This is a genomic window from Olsenella sp. An290 (assembly GCF_002159535.1).
In the GTDB taxonomy this organism is placed as follows: Bacteria; Actinomycetota; Coriobacteriia; order Coriobacteriales; family Atopobiaceae; genus Thermophilibacter.
Map to the genome: position 1 here is coordinate 38,003 of NZ_NFIU01000011.1, position 21,689 is coordinate 59,691.

Sequence of the window (21,689 nt, forward strand, 5' to 3'; positions counted from 1 at the left end):
CCTCGACGCGAGCCTACGCTCGCTCCGGACGGTTCACGATGACAATGCCCACGCTCACCAGCACCAGCGCGGCCACCGCGACCGCAGGGCTCACCACGTTGGTCTCGCCGAGAAGGACGGCGGAGAGCAGCACGCCAAAGACCGGGTTCATGAAGCCAAAGACCGCCACGCGCGAGACGGGGTTCACGGCAAGCGTCGCGGACCAGAGAGAGTACGCGGCGGCAGAGATAAACCCCAGGTAGGCGAGAAGCGCGAGCGCTGGCAGAGGATTCGCGAGGTCGGCCGGCGCCACGTGCCCGCCCGCCGCAAGGCCTACGGCGAGCATGACCAGCCCGCCAAAGAGGAACTGCCAGCCAGAGAGCAGCACCGGGTCGTGGCTGCGCGAGAAGAGCTTGGCCAAGTTGCTCGACGCCGCCGCGGCAACGGTGGAGAGCAGCACCATGCCCTCGCCGGCAAGCGAGAACGAGAGCCCGCCGCCCTCGCCCGTCACGTTGACGAGCACGACGCCCGCAAAGCCGATGAGGCAGCCGAGCACCTTGCGCCCCGTGAGCCGCTCGAAGCGAAACACGAGCGCCGCAATGAGCACGCACAGAAACGAGTTGCTCGCCTCGAGGATGGAGCTCGTGACGCCCGCGCAGTTTGCGAGCCCCACGTAGAAGAGGACGTACTGCACGATGGTCTGCGCCAGCGAGAGCGCGCCAATGGCGGGCAGGTCGCGACGCTCGGGCACAAAGGCCCGCCGCGTGGCAAGGCTCATGCCAACCGCCACCATCGCGCCGGCAATCGTGAACCGCAGCCCCGCAAAGGCCAGGATTGAGGGCACGTCAGCGGCGTCGATGCCAAAGAGCTCGTAGCCGATCTTCACGCACGGGAACGCCGACCCCCACAGAAAGCAGGCGGCCAGGCACGCCAGCACCATTCCCGGCGTCGTGGCAAGAAACGCTCTCTTTGCGGCCGTGTTATTGATTTCAGCAGTCACGTCCAGCTCCTCAGGCGGCGTCTGCGCCGCGCGAATACCGTGCCAGCAACAGGCCGCCCCGGTTTTCTAAGCAGAGGTTCCGCGAAGCGCACCTCTGCGTGAAAACCGGGGCGGCCACCCTTGTGTACGAGTCTACTCCGTGAAGTACGCCACGCCGCCCTCGATGAGCGGCTGGTACGCGTTGCCCGGCACGTTCTTGTAGAGCCCGGCGCCGGAGCGCTCGGTGTGGCCCATCTTGCCCAGCACGCGGCCGTCAGGCGAGGTGATGCCCTCGATGGCGAGGACCGACCCGTTGGGGTTGACGTCGAGCGCCATGCCCGGCACGCCGTCCTCGCCCACGTACTGCGTGGCCACCTGGCCGGCGGCCACGAGCGCGTCCACCGTCTCGGGGGAGGCCACGAAGCGGCCCTCGCCGTGGGAGATCGCGATGTTGTGGACGTCGCCGACGGCGCACTTGGAGAGCCAGGGCGAGAGGTTGGACGCCACGCGCGTGCGCACGAGGCGGCTCTGGTGGCGCCCGATGGTGTTGAACGTGAGCGTGGGGGCGTCCTCGTTGGCCTCGACGATGTCGCCGTAGGGCACGAGGCCCAGCTTCACGAGCGCCTGGAAGCCGTTGCAGATGCCGAGCATGAGGCCGTCACGCTTCTGCAGCAGCTCGCGCACCGCCTCGGTGACCTCGGGCGCGCGGAAGAAGGCGGTGATGAACTTGGCCGATCCGTCGGGCTCGTCGCCGCCGGAGAAGCCTCCGGGGATCATGACGATCTGGGACTCGCGAATGCGTCGCGCGAGCTCGTGCGTGCTCTCGGCCACGGCCTCGGGGGTGAGGTTGTTGATCACGAAGACGTCGGCCGCGGCGCCGGCGCGCTCGAAGGCGTGCGCGGTGTCGTACTCGCAGTTGGTGCCGGGGAACACAGGGATGATGACGCGCGGGCGCGCCACGTGGAGGGCGGGCGTCGCGCGCGAGACGTTCTTCCGGGCCACGTCAAAGGAGACGGGCTCGACGGCCGGACCCTCGGCGCGGTAGGGGAAGACGGACTCGAGCGCGCCCTCCCAGGCCTCCTGGAGCTCGGCAAGATCGATCTTCTCGCCCGCCACGGAAAGCTCGTAGGCCTTGGTCGTGGTGCCGAGGAGCGAGGCGGTCACGCCGGACGGGGCCTTGGGCATCTGCGCGTCGTCGGTGAGCTCCACGATGAAGCTGCCGTAGGACGGGCAGAAGAGCGCCTCGGCGCCAAAGGCCGGCGCGATTTCGAGGCCGATCCGGTTGCCCACGCACATCTTGAAGAGGGCCTCGGCCGCCCCGCCGTAGCCCGGGGTGGACACGGCGAGCGCCTCCCCGCGGGAGACGATGCCCTCGACGAGGGCGTAGGTGGCGAGAAGGTCGTCGGCCTCCGGGGCCAGGCCGTCGTCGGCGTAGCGCGGGACGATCACCACCACGCGGTGGCCGGCGCCCTTGAACTCGGGGGAGGTCACGCGGTCGACGTGGCCGAGGCCGGTCGCAAACGAGACCAGGGTGGGCGGCACGTCGAGGTCCTCGAAGCTGCCGGACATGGAGTCCTTGCCGCCGATCGAGCCGATCCCCAGGTCGACCTGGGCCATGAGGGCGCCGAGCAGGGCGGCCATGGGCTTGCCCCAGCGGCGCGGGTCGTCGCGGAGCTTCTCGAAGTACTCCTGGAACGTGAGGTAGAGGTTCTTGTGCTCAAAGCCGGCGGCCACCATGCGGCTCACGGACTCCACCACGGAGAGGTAGGCGCCCGTGAACTGGTTGGCGCTCATGAGGTAGGGGTTGAAGCCCCAGGCCATGCCGGAGCACGTGGTGGTCTCGCCGTCCACGGGGAGCTTGGCGACCATGGCCATGCTCGGTGTGAGCTGCGTGCGGCCACCGAACGGCATGAGCACGGTGGCGGCGCCGATGGTGGAGTCAAAGCGCTCCGAGAGGCCCTTGTTGGAGGCAACGTTGAGGTCCGTGACGAGCGAGCGCATCATCTCGGCGACGGTCTCGCCGGCCCAGCCGTGCTCAAACTCGGCGGGTGCCTCCACGCGCACGGAGGTGGACTTGGGCGCGCCGTTGGAGGCCAGGAACTCGCGGCTCACGTCCACGATCGTGGCGCCGCGCCAGCTCATGCGCAGGCGGGGCTCGGCGGTGACGGTTGCGACGACCGTGGCCTCGAGGTTCTCCTCGTTCGCGTAGCGCAGGAACTCGTCCACGTCCTCGGGCGCCAGCGCCACGGCCATGCGCTCCTGGGACTCGGAGATGGCGAGCTCGGTGCCGTCGAGGCCCTCGTACTTCTTGGGCACGAGGTCGAGGTTGATGTCCAGGCCGTCGGCCAGCTCGCCGATCGCCACGGAGACGCCGCCCGCGCCAAAGTCGTTGCAGCGCTTGATGAGGCGGCAGGCGTCCTCGCGGCGGAAGAGCCGCTGGAGCTTGCGCTCGACGGGCGCGTTGCCCTTCTGGACCTCGGCGCCGTCCTTCTCGAGGGACTCGACGTTGTGGGCCTTGGAGGAGCCGGTGGCGCCGCCGATGCCGTCGCGGCCGGTGCGCCCGCCCAGAAGCACGATCTTGTCGCCGGGCGCCGGGCACTCGCGGCGGACGTGGGAGGCCGGGGTGGCGCCCACGACGGCGCCGATCTCCATGCGCTTGGCCACGTATCCCGGGTGGTAGAGCTCAAAGACCTGTCCTGTGGCCAGGCCGATCTGGTTGCCGTAGCTGGAGTAACCGGCGGCGGCGGTGGTCACGAGCTTGCGCTGCGGCAGCTTGCCGGCCATGGTCTCGGACACGGGGACCGTGGGGTCGGCCGCGCCGGTCACGCGCATGGCCTGGTAGACGTAGCTGCGGCCGGAGAGCGGGTCGCGGATGGCGCCGCCGATGCAGGTGGCCGCGCCGCCGAAGGGCTCGATCTCGGTGGGGTGGTTGTGGGTCTCGTTCTTGAAGAGGAAGAGCCAGTCCTCGTCCTGCCCGTTGACGTCCACCTTGACCTTGACGGTGCAGGCGTTGATCTCCTCGGACTCGTCGAGGCCGGTGAGCTGGCCGGTCTTCTTGAGCCACTTGGCGCCGATGGTGCCCATGTCCATAAGGCAGACGGGCTTCTCGTCGCGGCCGAGCTCGTGGCGCATCTCGAGGTAGCGGTCAAACGCGGTGCGGACCACCTCGTCGTCGATCTGGACGTGCTCGAGCGCCGTGCCAAAGGTGGTGTGGCGGCAGTGGTCCGACCAGTAGGTGTCGATCATCTTGATCTCGGTGATCGTGGGGACGCGGCCCTCGCCCGCAAAGTAGCGCTGGCAGAACTGGATGTCGGCGAGGTCCATGGCGAGCCCGCGCTCGTCGATGAACGCCCTGAGCGCGGCCTCGTCGAGCTCGAGGAAGCCGTCGAGCACCTCAACGTCGGCGGGCTCGGGGTAGTCCTGGCGCAGGGTGGCGCGCTCCTCGAGGGAGGCCTCGCGCGCCTCGACCGGGTTGATCACGTAGTGCTTGATGGCGGCCACGTCCTCGCCGGAGAGGTCCCCCTCGAGCACGTAGACCTTCGCGGAGCGCACGATGGGGCGCTCGCCCTGGGAGATGAGCTGGATGCACTCGCTCGCGGAGTCGGCGCGCTGGTCAAACTGGCCGGGCAGGAACTCCACGGCAAAGACGACGGCGCCCGGCGCGGTCCGGGGCATCGAGGTGGTGGCGCGGTCGGTCTGCGGCTCCGAGAAGACCGTGGGGACGCACGTCTCGAAGAGCTCCTCCGAGATTCCCTCGACGTCGTAGCGGTTGATGAGCCTGAGGCCGGCAAGGGCGTCTATGCCAAGGAGGGTCCTGAGCTCGCGCTCAAGGGCCCGGGCCTCGCCGTCAAACCCCGGCTTCTTCTCCACGTAGATGCGAGAGACCATACGCTGCTACCTCCTGGGTGGTCTGGAGCCATTTCCATGTCATGCCATTTTACGGCAAATGGGCTGAGCGGGGGTTCGGTGGGGCCGCCCTCCCGCAATGCCGGGCCGGCGCCTAGGTGTTCAGTGCCAAGACGTTGTTTACGCCCGGAGGGTGACAAATAGGGATGGCTCCCGCATGCTGTGAGTTGTCTAGGCTTACGGCAAAGGGGGCCATCCCATGTCCCAACATCCTAACGCAAGGCTCACCCCGCGCGGCCGGGAGCTGCTGTGCAGCCGGGTCGCCGGCGGCATGCGCGTCTCCGAGGCGGCGCGGCAGGCGGGCGTGAGCCGCCAGACCGCCTCGAAGTGGCTCGCCCGCGCGAGGCGCGGCGAGCCGATGTCCGACCGCCCGAGCAGGCCCCGCAGGCTCGCCAGGCTGACGCCGCCCGGAGCCGAGGCGCGCGTCCTCGAGGCCCGCCGATCCATGCTGCTCGCGCCCCTCGCGCTCGCCGCCGCGACGGGCGTCCCCGCGCGCACCTGCGCCAGGATCGTCGCGCGCTCCGGGCTGCCGAGGCTCGCCGACGTCGACCGCGTGACCGGGGAGGTCCGCCGGCGCGGCCCGGTCACGCCCGTGCGCTACGAGCGGGAGCGCCCCGGCGAGCTCCTGCACGTCGACGTCAAGAAGGTAGCCCGCATCCCGGACGGGGGCGGCTGGAGGGCGCTCGGGCGCGGCAACGACCCCTCCGGGGGGCACTCCGGCCTCGGCTCGTCGTGCCTGCACGTCGCGGTGGACGACTTCTCCCGCGTCGCCTACGCGGAGCTGCTCCCCGACGAGAGGAGGGGGACCTGCTCGGCGTTCGCGGACCGCTGCCTCTCCTTCTTCGCCGGCCTCGGCGCCCCCGTCGAGCGCGTGATGACTGACAACGGCCCCGGCTACCGCAGCCGCGACTTCAACGCGCTGCTCGAGTCCCGGGGCGTCCGCCACCTGTACACGAGGCCCTACAGCCCCTGGCAGAACGGCAAGGTGGAGAGGATGAACAGGACGCTGGCGCAGGAGTGGCAGTACGGACGCGCGTGGGAGAGCGAGGCGGGCAGGGCCGACGCCCTGCCCGCCTATCTGGAGCGCTACAATTGGGAGCGTCCGCACAGCGCGTGCGGGGGCCTCCCGCCCATGTCGCGCATCGTCGGCGTAAACAACCTATTGGCACACAACAGCTAGGCGCGCGTCACCTCGACGGTTCCCGTCATCCCCGCGATCGCCTCCGCGCCCGCCACCGCGTGGCCCAGCTCGTAGAGGCTGCCGTTGCGGGAGAAGTCGTCGTAGAACATCACGACGTCACCCCACGGCTCGTAGTAGGCGAGCACGCCGGCACCGCCCGAGGCGAGCGGCGCGTCCGAGCAGTCAAGCGCCTCGGGCGGGTAGAAGGTCTGCTCGTTGCTGCCGAAGGGCGTCACCTCGAGCGTCAGCGGCAGCTGCTCCACAAGGCCGCGCGCCGCAGCGCTGTCGTTGAGCTCGTAGGTCACCGTCTGACCTGCGCAGGTCACGTTGATGGTCATGGTCTCCTCCTCCGGGGCCTCGTCGAGGTCCACCAGCTCGTAGGTCTGCGTGCCCAGGCCCATGGCCTCGGCGTAATCCAGCGTGTGCGTGCCGTTTCTGCTCTCGATGCGCTCCACGAGCGCCGTGCCGTCCGCCGCCGCGTAGACGAGGTCCACGCACGCGCGGTCAAGCGCCACCGGGTCCGTCGAGGCCAGGATGCCAATGTCGGCCATCTCGGGCTCGGCGGGATGCGAGTCGCAGTCCACCGAGAGGCGGTTCATCACGTTGACGTAGGCCATCGCGCCGCCCGCGCCGCCGAAGTGGTCGCTCACGGCCTTGGCGGCCTCGGCCATGGACTCGAGGAAGTCGTCCTGCGCGGGACTGCCCCAGCCTGTAGTCGAGGTGCCCGCGCTGTGAATGAGCATCTTGCCCTCACGCGCCGCGATGCCGATGGAGCAGTTCTTGATGGCCCCGCCAAAGCCGCCCATCGCGTGCCCCTTGAAGTGCGCGAGCGAGACCACGGAGTCGTAGTTCGCCAGATGGGCGCCCACGAGGTCCTCCGTAAGGTGCGCACCACCCGTGACCGGCAGGCTCATCGAGCCGTCGGCGTCCATGATGTCCACGTCCGCGATGGCCGTGAAGCCGTGATCGGCGGCCGCTCGCAGGTGACTCTCCGTGGTGCCGCGCGCCCCTCCGTAGGCGGTGTTGCACTCCACGATCGTGGCGTCGAGGTCCCGCACCAGATCCGCGATCAGGTCCGGCGAGAGGAAGTTGTGCCCGCCCGGCTCGCCGGTCGAGAGCTTCACGGCAACGTTGCCCGCGGGCGAGAAGCCCAGGGCGTCGAAGGCCCGGCGCAGGCCGGCGGGGCTGATGTCGCGCGTGAGGTAGACCGTCGCCGGTGCCGCGGCCTCGAGGGCGGCGTTGTCAGCGGGCGCAGGCTGAGCCCCGGGCTCGGGCGCATCCGGCGCGGACGCCTCGCACCCCGCAAGAGCGGCCGTTGCCGCAACGCCGGCAAGCGCGCCCATGAACGTCCTTCTCGTCAGTCCGGACATGTCGTCCCCCTTTCGGCGGGGGCGAGAAGAACCGCGGGCTCGAGGTCCTTCTCGCCCGCTCGCGCTAGTCTGCGGAGGCATTCCCCTTGCGGGCCCTGGCAAAGCTCAGGCAGTCCGCAGCCTTCTCGCCCGTGCGCAGGTAGGTGTAGGTGGGCATCTCAAAGAGCACGGGACTGAGCGCCGCCACGTCGACCTTGCCGTCCTCGGTCACAATCGCGTCGTCCGCGTAGGTGCCCGCCACCGAGCAGATGAAGTTCTCAAAGTGGTCGACCTCGTAGACGTCCTCCACGCGGCACTCCATGGAGAGCCTGGCGTCGTCGATGAGCGGGGCGCCGGCCTCGCCCGCGGTCCAGGCGAAGACGTCGGCCTTGCACTGGCGCGCGCCGCTCACGCTGCCGCAGTAGTCCGCGCGGTCGAGCCAGGACTCGTCCACCACGTTCACGGAGAGCACGCCGGCCTGCTTGATGCAGCCGTTGATGAAGTGCGCGCCGGCCAGGCTCACCATGATCTTGCTGTGGCTCGGGATGCCCGTGTGCGCGACGAGCGTCCAGGTGGGCTCGTCGCCGTTCATGGCGCCCACCACCACGACGGGCATGGGATAGAGTGCGGGCTTGGGTCCGATGTTTCGCTTCATGGCTCTCCTTTCGACAGGCAGGCTCGGTCGAGACCTGTCCCGTTTTTTCTGAGAGAAAAAACCTGTCCCCTATTCACGTAGGTTACGTGACGTCACGTATCTTGTAAAGGGGTTAGATGGGCCCAGAGAACTTTTCCGAGGTGGACGCTATACTAGGCAGAAGGAGACACACGGAGGGTTCCATGGCCGATTTCATACGGGCGCGCAGCGCCGAGCAGAAGGAGCAGCGCCTCGAGGAGATCAAGGGCGCGGCCCGCCGCCAGTTTTCCGAGCGCCCCTACCACGAGATCACGCTCACCACGATTGCCGACGAGCTGGGTTGGTCGCGCGCCAACCTCTACAAGTACGTGACCACCAAGGAGGAGATCTTCCTGCTCCTCGCCGGGGACGAGTGCGGCAGCTACTTCCAGGCCCTTCTCGCCGCGCTCCCCGAGGGCTGCGGTCTTGCGCCCGACGTCGTGGCCGAGGTCTGGGCCGGAATCGCCAACGCCCACCAGGAGTACTTCCGGCTGGGCGACCTGCTCACCACGATCATCGAGACCAACGTGACGGTGGAGCGGCTCGCCCACTTCAAGGGCGGCTACTATGCCAAGGTCGACGAGATGTCCGATCGCCTGCCGCGCATCCTTCCCATCGCCCCCGAGCGCGTCGAGCCCCTGCTCATGGCCATCTACTATCACGCCGTCGGCCTCGTGAGCGGGTGCTGGCGCAACCCGCTCGTGGCGCAGGCCCTCGAGTCGATCGGCCGCGGGCGGCGCCAGGTTGACTTCCGCGCCGAGATGCGCGACTTCATCGGGATGTGCCTCGCGCACTGCGCGGGGTAGCCACAGGGCCCAGGGGCCTGCCCCCGCACCCCCACATCCGCGAGTGACTGATTTCGGGCGGACGGGCCCCCAGGGAGGCCCGTCCGCCCGAATGCCGTCACCTGGACGCGGCGGGGGCCAGGCCCAAGCGCGAGTGAGCGCAGAGCGCCCCCACCCCAAGAACGGCAGGGGCGAGGGCGTTCTACTTAGGGAGTCCTTCTTACGACGTCCCTCTTACGACATCCTTCTCGCCAGGCCCTCCCGCCCGGCACGTGACTCGCGGCTACGCGACGGCGGCCTCGTAGCCCGCCTCGGCGACGGCGGCCACGAGGGCGTCGTCGGCCACGGAGTCAGCGGCCTCGACGGTGGCGGTGCCAGCCTCGAGGCTCACGTCCACGGAGCTCACGCCGTCGACGCCCTCGAGCGCCTTCTTCACGTGCGCGACGCAGTGCTGGCACATCATGCCGGTGACGTTCAGGGTCTTGGTCATGGTCCCATCCCTTCTCTCGGTCGCGGGCGCAGGCGCGCCGGCGACGCTCTCAACGGACACGGCCACCTCGGTGGCCGGGGTTGCCTCGGACGCCGCGCGCTCGCTCGGCCTCCAGGTGCGCAGGCGCAGGGCGTTGGTCACCACGAAGACGGAGCTGAAGCCCATGGCGGCCGCGCCGATCATCGGGTTGAGCGTGATGCCCCAGGGCGTGAGCGCGCCGGCGGCCACGGGGATGCAGATCGCGTTGTAGAAGAGCGCCCAGAAGAGGTTCTGCTTGATGTTTCTCATCGTGGCGCGGGAGAGCTCCATCGAGGTGGCCACGTCGGCCGGGTCGGAGTGCATGAGGACCACGTCGGCCGAGGAGATGGCCACGTCGGTGCCCGCCCCGATGGCAATGCCCACGTCCGCGCGGGCGAGCGCCGGCGCGTCGTTGATGCCGTCGCCCACCATGGCCACGGTGCGCCCGGCCTCCTGGAGCTCGCGGACCTTGGCCTCCTTCTGCGCGGGCAGCACGCCGGCGATGACCTCGTCCACGCCCACCTGCCGCGCCACGGCGGCCGCGGTGCGCTCCTGGTCGCCGGTGAGAAGCACCGTGCGGGCCCCCATCGCGCGGAGCCGTGCGATGGCGGAGGCGCTCGTGGGCTTCACGGGGTCGGCCACGGCGACCATGCCCAGCGCACGGCCGCCAAGCGAGAAGAACAGCGGGGTCTTGCCGTCGTCCGCGAGCGTCGCGGCCGCGTCGGCGAGCGAGCCGAGCCCCACGCCGCGCCCCTCCATGAGGCGGGCGTTTCCGGCGAGCGCGGGCATGCCGTCCACCGTCGCCGCAAGGCCGCCGCCCGGGATCTGGTCGAACCCCTCGACGCGCGCGCTGCGCTCGGCGCCCGGGTCCTTCTCGTCCGCGTAGGCGCAGATGGCGGACGCCAGCGGGTGCTCGCTCCTGCGCTCGAGGGCCGCGGCCACGCGCAGCAGCTCGTCCTCGGACACGCCCGGGGCAAGAAGGACGTCCGTCACGCGCGGCGCGCCCGCCGTCACGGTGCCCGTCTTGTCGAGCACGACGGCGTCCACGTTGCAGGCGGTCTCGAGCGCCTCGGCGGACTTGATGAGAATCCCGTTGGCGGCGCCGCGGCCGGTGCCCACCATGATGGCCGTGGGCGTGGCCAGGCCGAGGGCGCACGGGCAGGAGATCACGAGGATCGAGATGGCGTGCGTGAGCGCCGTGGCCACGTTGCCCGCGAGCGCGAGCCACGCCACGAACGTCACCGCGGCGATGGCGATGACCACGGGCACGAAGACGCCGGCGATCTTGTCAGCCATGCGCTCGATGGGGGCCTTGGAGCTCGTGGCCTCGTCCACGAGGCGGATGATGCCGGCGAGCGTGGTGTCGTCGCCGACGGCGCGCGCCTCCAGGGCGAGCCAGCCGCGCGTGGAGACCGTGGCGCCGGTCACGTGGTCGCCGGGGGCCACCTCGCGTGGCACGCTCTCCCCCGTGATGGCGGACTCGTCGATGGCGGCCGTGCCCTCCACCACCACGCCGTCCACCGGTACCGACTCGCCGGCGCGCACGATCACGCGCTCCCCCACGGCCACGTCCTCGGTGGGGACCTCGCGCTCCTCGCCGTCTCGGACGACCGTGGCCGTCTTGGGCGCGAGGTCCATGAGGGCGGCGATGGCGTCCGTGGTGCGTCCCTTGGCCCGCGCCTCGAAGAACTTGCCGAGCGTGATGAGGGTGAGGATCATGCCGGCCGAGTCGAAGTAGAGGTCGTGCGCGGCCGCGTGGAGCGCGGCGGCGTCACCCGCACCCGCGGCCCACGCCATACGGTAGAGCTGCGCGATCGACCAGGCGGCCGAGGCGGCCGAGCCCAGCGCGATGAGCGAGTCCATGTTGGGCGCGCGATGCCAGAGCGTGCGGAAGCCCGTTATGAAGTAGTGCCGGTTCACAAAGAGGATCGGCGCACACAGCAGGAGCTGCGTGAGGCCGAGCGCCATGAGGTTGGCCTCGCCCGCGAGCGCGGGCGGCTGCGGCCAGCCGAACATCGGGCCCATGGCCACGTAGAAGAGCGGCACCGAGAAGACCGCTGAGACTATCAGCTGGTCGCGCTTCTCGCGAATGGCCTTCTCGGCGGCCGCGCCGGGGCGCTCCGTCGGGGCCGCGCCCCTCTCGCCCGGCCGCGCGCGCCGGGTGGCCCCGTAGCCGGACTCCTCGATGGCCGCCACCACCGCGGCCGCCGTCTCGGGCGAGCCGTCGTAGTCGAGCTCCATCGAGTTCTTGAGCAGGTTCACGTTGGCGCAGGTGACGCCCGCCACCTCGCCCGCCGCCTTCTGCACCCGGCTCGAGCACGCCGCGCAGGTCATGCCCGTGATGTCAAACGTCTCTCTCATCCCACCTCCTACCGTGCAAAGGGGACAGTCACTTTTGCACGCGTGCAAAAGTGACTGTCCCCTTTGCACACATCACATGAACTTCTTGAAGAGGCCCATGACCTCGTCGATGACCTCCTCGTCACCGGCGCGGACGCGCTCGACCACGCAGGTCTCCAGGTGATCGCGCATGACCTCGCGCGAGATGGCCTTCACGGCCGACTCCACGGCGGCGAGCTGCGTGAGGACGTCGCCGCAGTATCGGTCCTCCTCCACCATCTGCCGGATGCCGTTCAGCTGCCCCACCGCGCGGTTGATCCGGCGCGTCACGCTTGCCTTGAGCTCGGGAGAGCGAGGCGTGTGCTTGTGCGCGCCGCACCGCGGGCAGGCCGCCGTCCCGTCAAACTCTGTCTCCACGAAAATGCGACCTCCCTTGGACACATACCCCCATGGGGTTTGCTGCTGCCAACTCTATACCCATAGGGGGTATGTGTCAAACAGTGTTTCCCAGACCACGAAGAAGCGCCCGACCGTGCTACGCTAGCCCAGACGCACCACTACGCACCAGTGCCCGGCAGGGAGGAAACCATGCAGCTCAGGACCCCTCGGCTCATCCTGCGCCCCTGGACCGCCAGCGACGCGGAGGCGCTCTTTCGCTATGCCCGCGACCCCGAGGTCGGCCCGCGGGCAGGCTGGCCGGCACATGCCAGCGTCGAGGAAAGCCGGGAGGTCATCCGGACGATACTCTCGATGCCGGAGACCTACGCCCTCGTGGTGAGAGGGGCCGAGCCGGCCGACGAGCCCGTCGGGGCCGCGAGCCTCATGATCGGCGCGGCGTCACGGCTCTGCGTCGGCGCGCGCGAGGCGGAAATCGGCTACTGGCTGGGGCGGCCGCTCTGGGGGCGGGGCTACATGCCCGAGGCCGTGGGCGCGCTCGTCGCCCACGCCTTCCGCGACCTCAGGCTCGACGCCGTCTGGTGCGGCTACTACGAGGGCAACGAGCAGAGCCGCCGCGTGCAGGAGAAGGCCGGGCTCATCCCGCACCACGTGGTCGACGTGGCGCCGGGGAGCTCATCGTTCGGGACCACGAGCGAGCACGTGACCCGCCTTACGCGCGCCGAGTGGGAGAGCCGGGAGGCCGACGGCCGGCGCTAGCCCGACACGGCCCCGCGCCCCGCCCGCCACTTCCCGCGCGCGTCCCTACCCCGCGAGCGGATAGGCCCTGATCTGCGGGTCCTCGTAGGTGGCGTGGTAGTACGTGAGCGTGGCGGCCGAGAACCCGCTCGTATAGAGCGTGCGCTCCCACGAGCCGTCGGCCTCCTGGGCGCACCCCATCGGCACGGCCACCGACCCAAGCGTCCTGAAGAGGCGCGTGACGTTGTCGCGCTCCCCGCTCTGCGCCGGGTAGTGGGCGTTCACGAAGGCGGCCTTCGCAAGGCGTGCAGGCGAGCAGTAGTCGCCCGGCATCCCGCGCATCCCCGCGCCCGACCCAAAGGGCGCAAGGCTCGCCGAGCCCCACGAGGCCGTCGCCGGCTCCTCCGTCCCCAGCAGCAGGTAGTTCCTGAGGTTCTGGCGATGCCAGCCAAACTCGGGCTCGTTGGCGAGCGCGTCGACGTCGTCCTCCCAGACGGTGAGGCCCCGCTCCAGGCACTCGACCACGATGGAGCCCGTGGCGTCGGCGACGATCCAGTGAAGGCTCGCCACAGGAAGGCGCCCGCTCACCGGCCGCGCGACCACGGTGACCCGCGCCAGGGCGGCGCGAGCCTCCGCGACGCTCGAGAAGTTGCGCGCGATCCAGTACGGCAGCTCGTAGGCCGCCACGTTGACGGTGCCCTCCACGGGGGCCTGGGCGTAGCGCGCGCTCTGGGGGAAGTTGAGCCCGGCGACGGCGAGACCGGCGTCGTTGCCGCAGTCAAAGTAGAGCGGCACGCCCTCCTCGACGATCCCCATGCCAATGACGGCATGCCCGCGCGCCGGCTCGTCGGGCCGCTCGAAGGCACGGGGGACGTTGGCGTCGGCCGGGGTGCGGAGCACCCGCTCGCCGTACCCGAAGCTCCAGTCAAGGTTGCGGCCAAAGAACATGCCGCCCTTGTCGTCCGTGAACCTGACCGCCGTGCACATGGGCCCTCCCCTCGCCATGGGCCCGCCTCGGGCCCTTTCAGGTGATGGTACCCACGCGCACGCGAGGGGTCCCCCGGCCCACCCCATCGCCATCATGCTGAAACGGCGCTGGCCCCGCCCGCGATCCTAAGGGCGCCGGGCGAGAAGAACCCCCGCCCCAAACATCACCGCACCCATCAGGAGCGCAGGGACAACGTCGGTGGCGGGGGCAAGCACGACGAGCGGGAGGGACACGACGACGCATCCCCCACAGAGCGTCGCGCAGAGCGCACCGAGCCTCCTCAGGTACGAGGCCTCCCCTAGCGGCGAATACGTTCCGGGCATGGCGCGCTCCCTCCGTCGTCTCCTCTTCAGCCCGAGCGTAGGCCGGCCGTGTAAGCGCCCCGTAAGCGAACGAACAGGGCGTCGCAAGCGCCACGTCAGGCTTCCGGTAGCTCTGAGCAGGGAAAAGAGCGGGACGCGCACCAAAGGTCAACGAGCCCGCCAGCGCATGGGCACGCGTCCGCCGCTCACGGGCGCACGTCCGCCGCCCACCGAAACCTCGCCCGCCGCACGCGGGCGCCCACCGCCTGTGACCGGCCCCGTCAGTGGGCGGGCAGCCAGCCGAGAGACAACGCCTCGGCAGCCGCTGATACGCTCCTTCCCCCATGTCGGATCGAGCGAGAGGAGCGGCCATGAGACAGACACGGCACATCCCCGCGGGCAAGGCCCCGGGAGCGCGCACGAACGGGCGAGGCAGGGAGGGACGCGGAGCGAGGAGGCGCGCATGAGGAGGCTGAGAAGGGCAAGGCGACGGGCGGCGCGAGTCGTGCTCGCAGCGATCATGGTGCTCGCGGTCCTGTCACAGGGGCTCGGGGCCCGGCCGGCACGGGCGGCCGCGGATGCCCGCGCCGTCTCGAGCGTCTCCTGGCAGGCAGCAAAGCCGCAGATCGAGGCGCTCATGGGCGTGCCCTACGTCTGGGGCGGCAAGAGCCCCAGCGGCTGGGACTGCTCGGGCTTCGTGGGGTGGGTCATGGCAAACGTCTACGGCACCGGGTGGCCCGGAGGCTCGCCGGCCTCCTGCGGGACGGATGCGATCAAGGCGGCCGTTCGGGACGGCTGGGTGCTGCACGGCACCTCGGCGGGAGACTACGCCGCAGGCTGCGCCTCAGGCGTCGTCCGACCGGGCGACGTCATCATCCTCTACAACGCAAGCGGCGCGACGGTCCACTGCGCCATCGCCGGCGAGAACCAGACGATCTACCATGCATGGTCGGAGTTCTACGGCACGTGCCACAAGCCCTTTGACGAGGTCTGGGGGCAGAACGGCGGCCACGGCAAGACCTACGCGAGCTTCGACGTCTACCGCGGCCTCGAGGACGCGGGGCGCATCCGGCTCCGGAAGGCGTCGGCCCAGCCCGCCGCCACGGAGGGCAACCCGAGCTACAGCCTCGCCGGGGCGGAGTACGCGGTCTACGACGACGCCGGCGCGCAGGTGGCCACGCTCGTCACCAACGAGGCGGGCGCGGCGGGCCCCACGGGGGACCTGCCCAGCGGCACCTACACCGTGAGGGAGACGAAGGCCCCGGAGGGCTTCTCGCTCGACCCTGCGACGTACACCGTCGAGCTTGGGAGCGGCACATGGGACGCCGAGCGCACGGTCCTCGTGACGCCCGACCCCGAGGCCCCGCTCCTCGCAGGCTCGGCCGTGGCGCGCAAGCACGACGCCGAGGGCGCGGGCGGCTCGGGGCAGGGCTCGGCCACGCTCGCCGGGGCGGTGCTCCGCTTTGACCACTACGCCGTCGACCCGAGCACGGTCGATGGCCCCTCCGACCTCGACGGTCTCACGCCCATCCTCAGCGCCACGGCAACGACCGGCCCCGACGGCCGAGCCGAGGTGAGCTCCATGACAGCCCCCGACGGCACGGAGGTCCCCGGCATCCCCCTGGGCGTCCTCGTGGTAAGCGAGGTCGAGGCCCCCGCGGGCTACCTCGTCTCCAACGAGCGGTTCCTGCTCAAGGTGTCGTCCGAGGACAACGTCGTCGTGGAGGTCTCCAACGAGGCCGACTTCGCCGAGAAGGTCGCGCGCGGTGGGGTACGCATCGAGAAGAGAGACCTCGAGACCGGCGAGAACGCGCCCCAGGGCGGGGCCTCGGTGGACGGCGCGGTCTTCGAGGTGGTGAACGCGTCCGCCGCGCCCGTGCTCGTGGGCGGCGAGGAGGTCGGGCCCGGCGAGGTCGCGCTCACGCTCGAGACCGAGGGAGGGGCCGCCGAGTCCGCGCCCGACGCCCTGCCCTACGGCGACTACCTCGTCCGCGAGGTCGTGGCGCCCGAGGGCTACCTCGGCACCGACGCCGAGGTGCCGTTCTCGATCGCCGCGGACGGCGAGGTCGTCGAGCTCACCGGGGAGCGCGCCGTGGCCAACCAGGTCAGGCGCGGCGACCTCGAGCTCGTGAAGGTCTCCGACGGCGACCTCTCCCGCATGGCGGGCGTGCCGTTCCGCATCACCAGCGCGACCACCGGCGAGTCCCACGTCGTCGTGACCGACGGCAACGGGTACGCCAGCACCGCGGCCTCGTGGAACCCGCACACCGCCTCGACCAACGCCAACGACCAGGCGGCCGACGGCTCCTGGGACCCCTCCGCCGGCGTGTGGTTCGGGACGTCGGGGCCCGACGACTCCAAGGGGGCGCTGCCCTACGACACCTACGAGGTCGAGGAGCTGCCCTGCGAGGCCAACGGGGGCAAGCAGCTCCTCGGCCCCATCGAGGTGAGGGTCTACCGCGACGCCGTCACCGTGGACCTGGGAACGCTCACGAACGACGACCTGCCCCGCACCGTGGTCTCCAAGAAGTCGGTGACGGGCGAGGACGAGCTGCCCGGCGCGACGCTTCGCGTGTACGACGCGGACGGCGAGCTCGTGGAGGAGTGGGTCTCGGGCGACGAGCCCCACGAGCTGACGCTCATGCCCGGCTCCTACACGCTCCACGAGGAGGCCGCGCCCGAGGGCTACCTCGTCACCTCCGACGTGGAGTTCGAGGTCCTCGAGGGCGTCCCCGTGACGCAGGTCGAGATGGTCGACGACTACACCAGAGTGGAGTTCGAGAAGGTCGACGCCGACACGGGCGAGCCCCTCGCAGGCGCAACGCTGCGCCTCTACGACGCCGGCGGCGAGCTCGTGGAAGAGTGGGTCTCGGGCGACGAGCCCCACCTCATCGAGGCGCTCGCCCCCGGTGACTACGTCCTCCGCGAGGTCGAGGCGCCCGAGGGCTACGCGCTCGCCGATGACGTGGCCCTCACGGTGAGCGAGACTGCCGAGGTGCAGGTCGCAACGATGGTCGACGAGCTCCTTCCCGACGCCCCGGAAGAGGGAAGCGATCATCCCGAGGAGGCGCCCGCTCGCGAGGAGATGCCCTCCACGGGTGACCCCTCGGGCGGCATCGCGGTCGGTTGCGCGCTTGGCGCGGCGGGAGCCTTCGCAAGCGCTATCGCGCTCGCGGCGCGGGAGCGAAGGCGCGACTCCCTGACGAGAGGGCGCCGCAGGTAGCGAGCAGGCACGGGCGGCGGGACACCGGCTCTGCCAGACGGCGCCGAATCGGCCCGGCAGCGCGCTGGCCCCGCCGCCCGCCCCGTTTTACGGGCTTTTTGTCGGAATGCGCCCCCATGGGCAGCCAAACGGTATAACAGTGCGTGCCCCACCCGCCGCAGGCTCCCCAAGGAGGCCCCATGGAGTCCGCCTTTTTCGACCTCATCAACCAGTTCGGCTACTTCGGCGTCTGGTTCCTCATCTTCTTCGAGAACGTCTTCCCGCCCATCCCCTCCGAGCTCATCCTGCCCCTCTCGGGCTTCTTCACCACCTCGACCTCGCTCACGCTCCCGGGCGTGATCATCGCCGCCACCGTGGGCTCGGTCACCGGTGCCTTCATCCTCTACGGCGTGGGCCGGCTGCTCTCGCGCGAGCGCCTCATGACGTTCTTCGGCACGCGCCCGATGCGCCTTCTGGGCTTCAAGCCGGACGACATCGCCTCCGCCGTGGACTGGTTCGACCGCAAGGGCCAGGTCACGGTTCTCATCTGCCGCTGCATCCCCATCGTCCGCAGCCTCATCTCCATCCCCGCCGGCACCGCCAAGATGGGCGTCGTGAGGTTCTCGCTCTACACGCTCGTGGGCTCGGCGGTGTGGAACACGATCCTGTGCTCGCTCGGCGCCGCGGCCGGCAGCGCCTGGGAGACCGTCACCGCCCAGGCCGAGTGGGTCTCGGACATCGTCAAGTACGTCATCATCGCGCTCGTGGTGGTGGCCATCGCCTTCTGGACGGTCAAGCGCATCATCCCCGCCCTGAAGGAGCGCCGCTCCGAGTAGCCCCGGGGACCCCTGAGCCAATCGCAGCTCCCCTTGCGTCGCACCCCTTGGCCGTGCCCCCTGCCGTTCGCGCCACGCATCCGACACATCGTGCCTCAGGCGCGGCCGCTCGCCACGCCCCTTCTATGATGGAGCCGAGTGAGGCCCCGCCGAAGGAGCGAGCATGAGACACGCCGACGTCATACGAAAGCTCTCCCTGATCGAGAAGTGCGCCCTGCTCCAGGGCGCCACGACCTTTGGGAGCTGGCCCAACGAGCGCGCCGGGATTCCCTCCGTCGAGTTCTCGGACGGCCCCTCCGGCGTACGCCACCAGGTGGGCGCCGCCGACCACCTGGGCCTCAACGGCTCCGAGCCGGCCACGTGCTTCCCCACCGCCGTCACCATGGCCAACACCTGGGACACGGAGCTCGAGGAGCGCGTGGGGGCCGCGATGGGCCAGGAGGCCGCCGTCCAGGGCGTGGGGACGCTCCTCGGCCCGGGCCTCTGCATCAAGCGCAACCCGCTCTGCGGCCGCAACTTCGAGTACTTCTCGGAGGACCCACACCTCTCCGGCAAGATGGCCGCCGCCCTCGTGCGCGGCATCCAGAGCAACGGCATCGGCGCCTGCCCCAAGCACTTCGCCGTGAACAGCCAGGAGGCGCGCCGCCAGGCCTCCGACTCGGTCCTCGACGAGCGCACCATGCGCGAGCTCTACCTCACGGGCTTCGAGATCTGCGTGCGCGAGAGCGCGCCCAAGACGATCATGACCTCGTACAACCTTGTGAACGGCACCTACGCCAACGAGAACGCCCACCTGCTGCGCGACATCCTGCGCGACGAGTGGGGCTTCGACGGCGCCGTGGTCACGGACTGGGGCGGCTCGAACGACCATGCCGCCGGCGTTGCCGCGGGCTCCACCCTCGAGATGCCGGCCCCGGGCCTGGGGTCGGTGCGCGAGCTCGTGGCGGCCGTCCGCGCGGGCCGACTCTCAGAGCGCGACATCGACGCCCGCGTCGACGAGGTCATCGAGCTCGCCCGCTCCGTAACCCCCGCCGTCGTGGCCGCTCCGGCCGCCTTTGACGCCGCGGCCCACCACGCGCTCGCGCGCGAGGCCGCCGCCAGGGGCTGCGTCCTGCTCAAGAACGACGGGGCGCTCCTCCCGCTCGCCCCCGGCACGCGCGTGGCCCTCATCGGGGACTTCGCCAAGACCCCGCGCTACCAGGGGGCCGGCTCCTCCGCCGTGAACAGCACGCGCGTGGACAGCCTTCTTGGCCTCATCGGCGACTCCTGCCTCGCGCTCGTGGGCTACGAGCCCGGCTTCGAGCGCCACGGCGGGGCGAGCGCCGAGAAGCGCGCGGCCGCGCTCGACCTCGCGCGCCGCGCCGACGTCGTCCTTCTCTGCCTCGGCCTCGACGAGATGGCCGAGTCCGAGGGCGCCGAGCGCCCCTCCATGCGCCTGGACGAGAGCCAGGTCGAGCTCGCGCACGCCGTCGCCCAGGTCAATCCCAACGTCGTGGTCCTGCTCAGCGCGGGGTCCTGCGTTGAGACCGACTGGGTCGCGGACGCCCGCGCGGTCCTCTACTGCGCGCTCGGCGGCCAGGCGGGCGCGGGCGGGGCGCTCGACGTGGTGACCGGCAGGGTGTGCCCGTCCGGCAGGCTCGCCGAGACCTGGCCCGTGCGTCTCGAGGACGTCCCCTCCTCGGCGCACTTCCCCTCCGAGGAGCGCAGCGCCGAGTACCGCGAGGGGCCCTACGTTGGCTACCGCTACTTCCAGACCGCGGGCGTTGACGTGGCCTTCCCCTTTGGGTTTGGACTCTCCTACACGTCCTTCTCGTACGCCGACCTCGCCGCCTCGCGCGAGGGCGTCACGCTCACCGTGACCAACACCGGCCCGGTGGCCGGCGCCGAGGTCTGCCAGCTCTACGTGGCCAAGCCGGACCACGAGGTCTTCCGCCCCGCCCAGGAGCTCCGGGGGTTCGCGCGCGCGGAGCTCGCACCCGGGGAGTCCCGTCGCGTCAGCATCCCCCTCGGGGCGGACGCCTTCCGCTACTTCAACGTGGCCACGGGCCGCTGGGAGGTCGAGGGGGGCACCTACGAGCTGCGCGTGGGCGCCTCCAGCGAGGACATCCGGCTCACGGGCGAGCTCGCGCTCGAGGGCACGGGCGCGCCCAGCCCCTACGCGGGCCTCGACGTGGCCCCCTACGAGACGGCCGACGTCACGGAGGTCGACGACGCGCACTTCGCCGCCCTTCTCGGCCGCCCGGTCCCGACCGTCGAGACCTCCGTCGGGCGCAACTCCTGCTTCCGCGACCTCAACCACGGGCGATCGCTCGTCTTCTGGCTCGTCTGGGCCGTGCTGCGCACCCTCAAGGCCGCGGCCGACCGCAGGGGCCGGCCCGACCTCAACATCCTCTTCGTCTGGAACATGCCGCTGCGCGCGCTCGCCAAGATGACCAACGGCATCGTCGACATGACCGTCGTCGACGCGCTCGTGCGCGAGGCGCGCGGCGTCGGCTGGGCGGGCGCGCTGCTGCTTGCGGGCGCGCTGCTGCTGGGCTGGGGCTGGGCCGTGGGCGCGCTGCTCTGGGCGCTCTGGGTCATCCTTCCCATCGCGGGCGCGGTCGTGGTGAACCTGGCGAGAAACGCCAGGCTCGCCGGAAAGATCAGGGAGGCGTCACGTGCCCGCTAGCCCGGGAGGAACAAGACGGCGGGGCCGAGCCCCGGGACAAGGAGGAGACCATGACAAAGAGGGCGGGCACGGGCGCGCAGGGCGGCGGCGTACTCGGCCGCTGGTGGGACGGCTTCTCGAGCCGCCACCCCAGGGCATCGACCTGGATTCGCGAGGGCGGGCTGTTCATCATCATCAGCTACCTCGTCACCTTCTTCAAGTACCTGATCATGCTGTTCCTGCCCAACCTCTTCGGCCTCGGGCTCGCGGGGAACGGCTGGGGCTGGCCCGACGCCACCTTCACCGTGGCCGGCGTGACCTTCACCTTCAACGTCCTCGGCTACGCCCCGCTGCTCGATGGCGCCGGCCAGGTCGTCATCGGCGGCGGCCTGGGCTACTGCCTTGCGGTCTGGATCTCCATCATCCTGGGCGAGTGCGTCAACTTCCCGCTGCAGCGCAGGTTCACCTTCAAGAACAGCGGGCCGCTCGCCAAGCAGGTGCCCATCTACGCCGTCGGCGTGCTCGTGGTAAACCTCGCCCTCAACGCCTTCAACAGCGTGTGGACCGGCCTCGCGCAGTACCTCGTCCCGCCCGCGGTCTACAACATCGTGACCACGGTGGTGGCGGGCGGCATCTGCATGGTCGTCTTCTTCGTGATCGACAAGATCATCTTTGCCCCGGGCTTCGGCCGGCCAAAGCGCAGGTAGCGGGCGTCTTCTCCCCCAGGCGCCCGCACGCGTCCCAGAGGCCCCGGACGCGTGCGGGCACTACCTCGCGCACCGCCCACGCACCACCAGATGTTGGCAATGCGTGGCGCAAGAAGCACAACAGGTTGTGTGAATAGGTAGACTGTTAGCTATCACTAACATTTCTCGCCCACA

At 70.5% G+C, this 21,689-nt stretch carries 15 protein-coding genes and 1 pseudogene; 8 read left to right on the forward strand and 8 right to left on the reverse strand.

The window, feature by feature from the left end:
* Positions 1–13 precede the first annotated feature (13 nt).
* Both B5F84_RS07085 and B5F84_RS07090 read right to left on the reverse strand, forming a co-directional pair.
* The gene (locus B5F84_RS07085; protein ID WP_239378305.1) at positions 14–979 is read right to left on the reverse strand and encodes a DMT family transporter; all 966 of its coding nucleotides are present in this window, start codon (positions 977–979) and stop codon (positions 14–16) included.
* A 132-nt stretch (positions 980–1,111) separates the two neighbouring features.
* Positions 1,112–4,846 (reverse strand): phosphoribosylformylglycinamidine synthase, encoded by a 3,735-nt coding sequence (locus B5F84_RS07090; RefSeq protein ID WP_087322229.1) that lies wholly within the window; start codon positions 4,844–4,846, stop codon positions 1,112–1,114.
* Between the two features lie 217 nt (positions 4,847–5,063).
* Here B5F84_RS07090 and B5F84_RS07095 point away from each other — a divergent pair, with 217 nt between their 5' ends.
* Positions 5,064–6,044 (forward strand): IS481 family transposase, encoded by a 981-nt coding sequence (locus B5F84_RS07095; RefSeq protein ID WP_087322231.1) that lies wholly within the window; start codon positions 5,064–5,066, stop codon positions 6,042–6,044.
* Here the strand turns inward: B5F84_RS07095 and B5F84_RS07100 are convergent.
* Together B5F84_RS07100 and B5F84_RS07105 are read right to left on the reverse strand one after the other, a co-directional pair.
* Positions 6,041–7,414, reverse strand: a complete 1,374-nt coding sequence (locus B5F84_RS07100; protein ID WP_158094509.1) for a cyclophilin-like fold protein — start codon at positions 7,412–7,414, stop codon at positions 6,041–6,043. The genes B5F84_RS07095 and B5F84_RS07100 overlap by 4 nt on opposite strands.
* 64 nt (positions 7,415–7,478) lie before the next feature.
* Positions 7,479–8,048 carry a flavin reductase family protein gene (locus B5F84_RS07105; protein WP_087322234.1) on the reverse strand — a complete coding sequence of 190 codons (570 nt, stop codon included), beginning with the start codon at positions 8,046–8,048 and terminating at the stop codon, positions 7,479–7,481.
* Between the two features lie 182 nt (positions 8,049–8,230).
* Between B5F84_RS07105 and B5F84_RS07110 the strand changes: the two genes are divergently transcribed.
* A complete protein-coding gene (locus tag B5F84_RS07110) occupies positions 8,231–8,872 on the forward strand; it encodes a TetR family transcriptional regulator (RefSeq protein ID WP_087322236.1) in 642 nt (213 codons plus the stop codon).
* Positions 8,873–9,134: 262 nt separating this feature from the next.
* On the opposite strand, the gene B5F84_RS07115 is transcribed toward B5F84_RS07110, so the two are convergent.
* Both B5F84_RS07115 and B5F84_RS07120 read right to left on the reverse strand, forming a co-directional pair.
* A complete protein-coding gene (locus tag B5F84_RS07115) occupies positions 9,135–11,720 on the reverse strand; it encodes a heavy metal translocating P-type ATPase (protein WP_087322238.1) in 2,586 nt (861 codons plus the stop codon).
* A gap of 72 nt (positions 11,721–11,792) precedes the next feature.
* Entirely contained in the window at positions 11,793–12,116 is a 324-nt protein-coding gene (locus tag B5F84_RS07120) for a metal-sensing transcriptional repressor (protein WP_087322240.1), read from the reverse strand.
* A gap of 171 nt (positions 12,117–12,287) precedes the next feature.
* On the opposite strand from B5F84_RS07120, the gene B5F84_RS07125 reads away from it, so the two are divergent.
* Positions 12,288–12,854, forward strand: coding sequence for a GNAT family N-acetyltransferase (locus B5F84_RS07125; RefSeq protein ID WP_087322242.1), 567 nt, complete (start codon positions 12,288–12,290; stop codon positions 12,852–12,854).
* A 45-nt stretch (positions 12,855–12,899) separates the two neighbouring features.
* Here B5F84_RS07125 and B5F84_RS07130 read toward each other — a convergent pair whose 3' ends face one another.
* Complete coding sequence (locus B5F84_RS07130) at positions 12,900–13,820, reverse strand: linear amide C-N hydrolase (protein ID WP_087322244.1); 921 nt, start codon at positions 13,818–13,820, stop codon at positions 12,900–12,902.
* 126 nt (positions 13,821–13,946) lie between these two features.
* Positions 13,947–14,144 (reverse strand): hypothetical protein, encoded by a 198-nt coding sequence (locus tag B5F84_RS07135; RefSeq protein ID WP_087322246.1) that lies wholly within the window; start codon positions 14,142–14,144, stop codon positions 13,947–13,949.
* A 616-nt stretch (positions 14,145–14,760) separates the two neighbouring features.
* Here B5F84_RS07135 and B5F84_RS09790 point away from each other — a divergent pair.
* The 5 genes and pseudogenes from B5F84_RS09790 to B5F84_RS07155 form a co-directional block, all read left to right on the forward strand.
* Positions 14,761–15,060 (forward strand): annotated as a pseudogene (locus B5F84_RS09790) (NlpC/P60 family protein); the annotation flags it as partial.
* 129 nt (positions 15,061–15,189) lie between these two features.
* The gene (locus B5F84_RS07140) at positions 15,190–17,346 is read left to right on the forward strand and encodes a SpaA isopeptide-forming pilin-related protein (protein ID WP_343225135.1); all 2,157 of its coding nucleotides are present in this window, start codon (positions 15,190–15,192) and stop codon (positions 17,344–17,346) included.
* A 179-nt stretch (positions 17,347–17,525) separates the two neighbouring features.
* Positions 17,526–18,161, forward strand: a complete 636-nt coding sequence (locus B5F84_RS07145; RefSeq protein ID WP_087322250.1) for a DedA family protein — start codon at positions 17,526–17,528, stop codon at positions 18,159–18,161.
* 163 nt (positions 18,162–18,324) lie between these two features.
* Positions 18,325–20,829: a glycoside hydrolase family 3 C-terminal domain-containing protein gene (locus B5F84_RS07150; protein WP_087322252.1), complete on the forward strand. Its 2,505-nt coding sequence runs from the start codon at positions 18,325–18,327 to the stop codon at positions 20,827–20,829.
* 50 nt (positions 20,830–20,879) lie between these two features.
* Entirely contained in the window at positions 20,880–21,515 is a 636-nt protein-coding gene (locus tag B5F84_RS07155) for a GtrA family protein (RefSeq protein WP_087322254.1), read from the forward strand.
* Positions 21,516–21,689 lie beyond the last annotated feature (174 nt).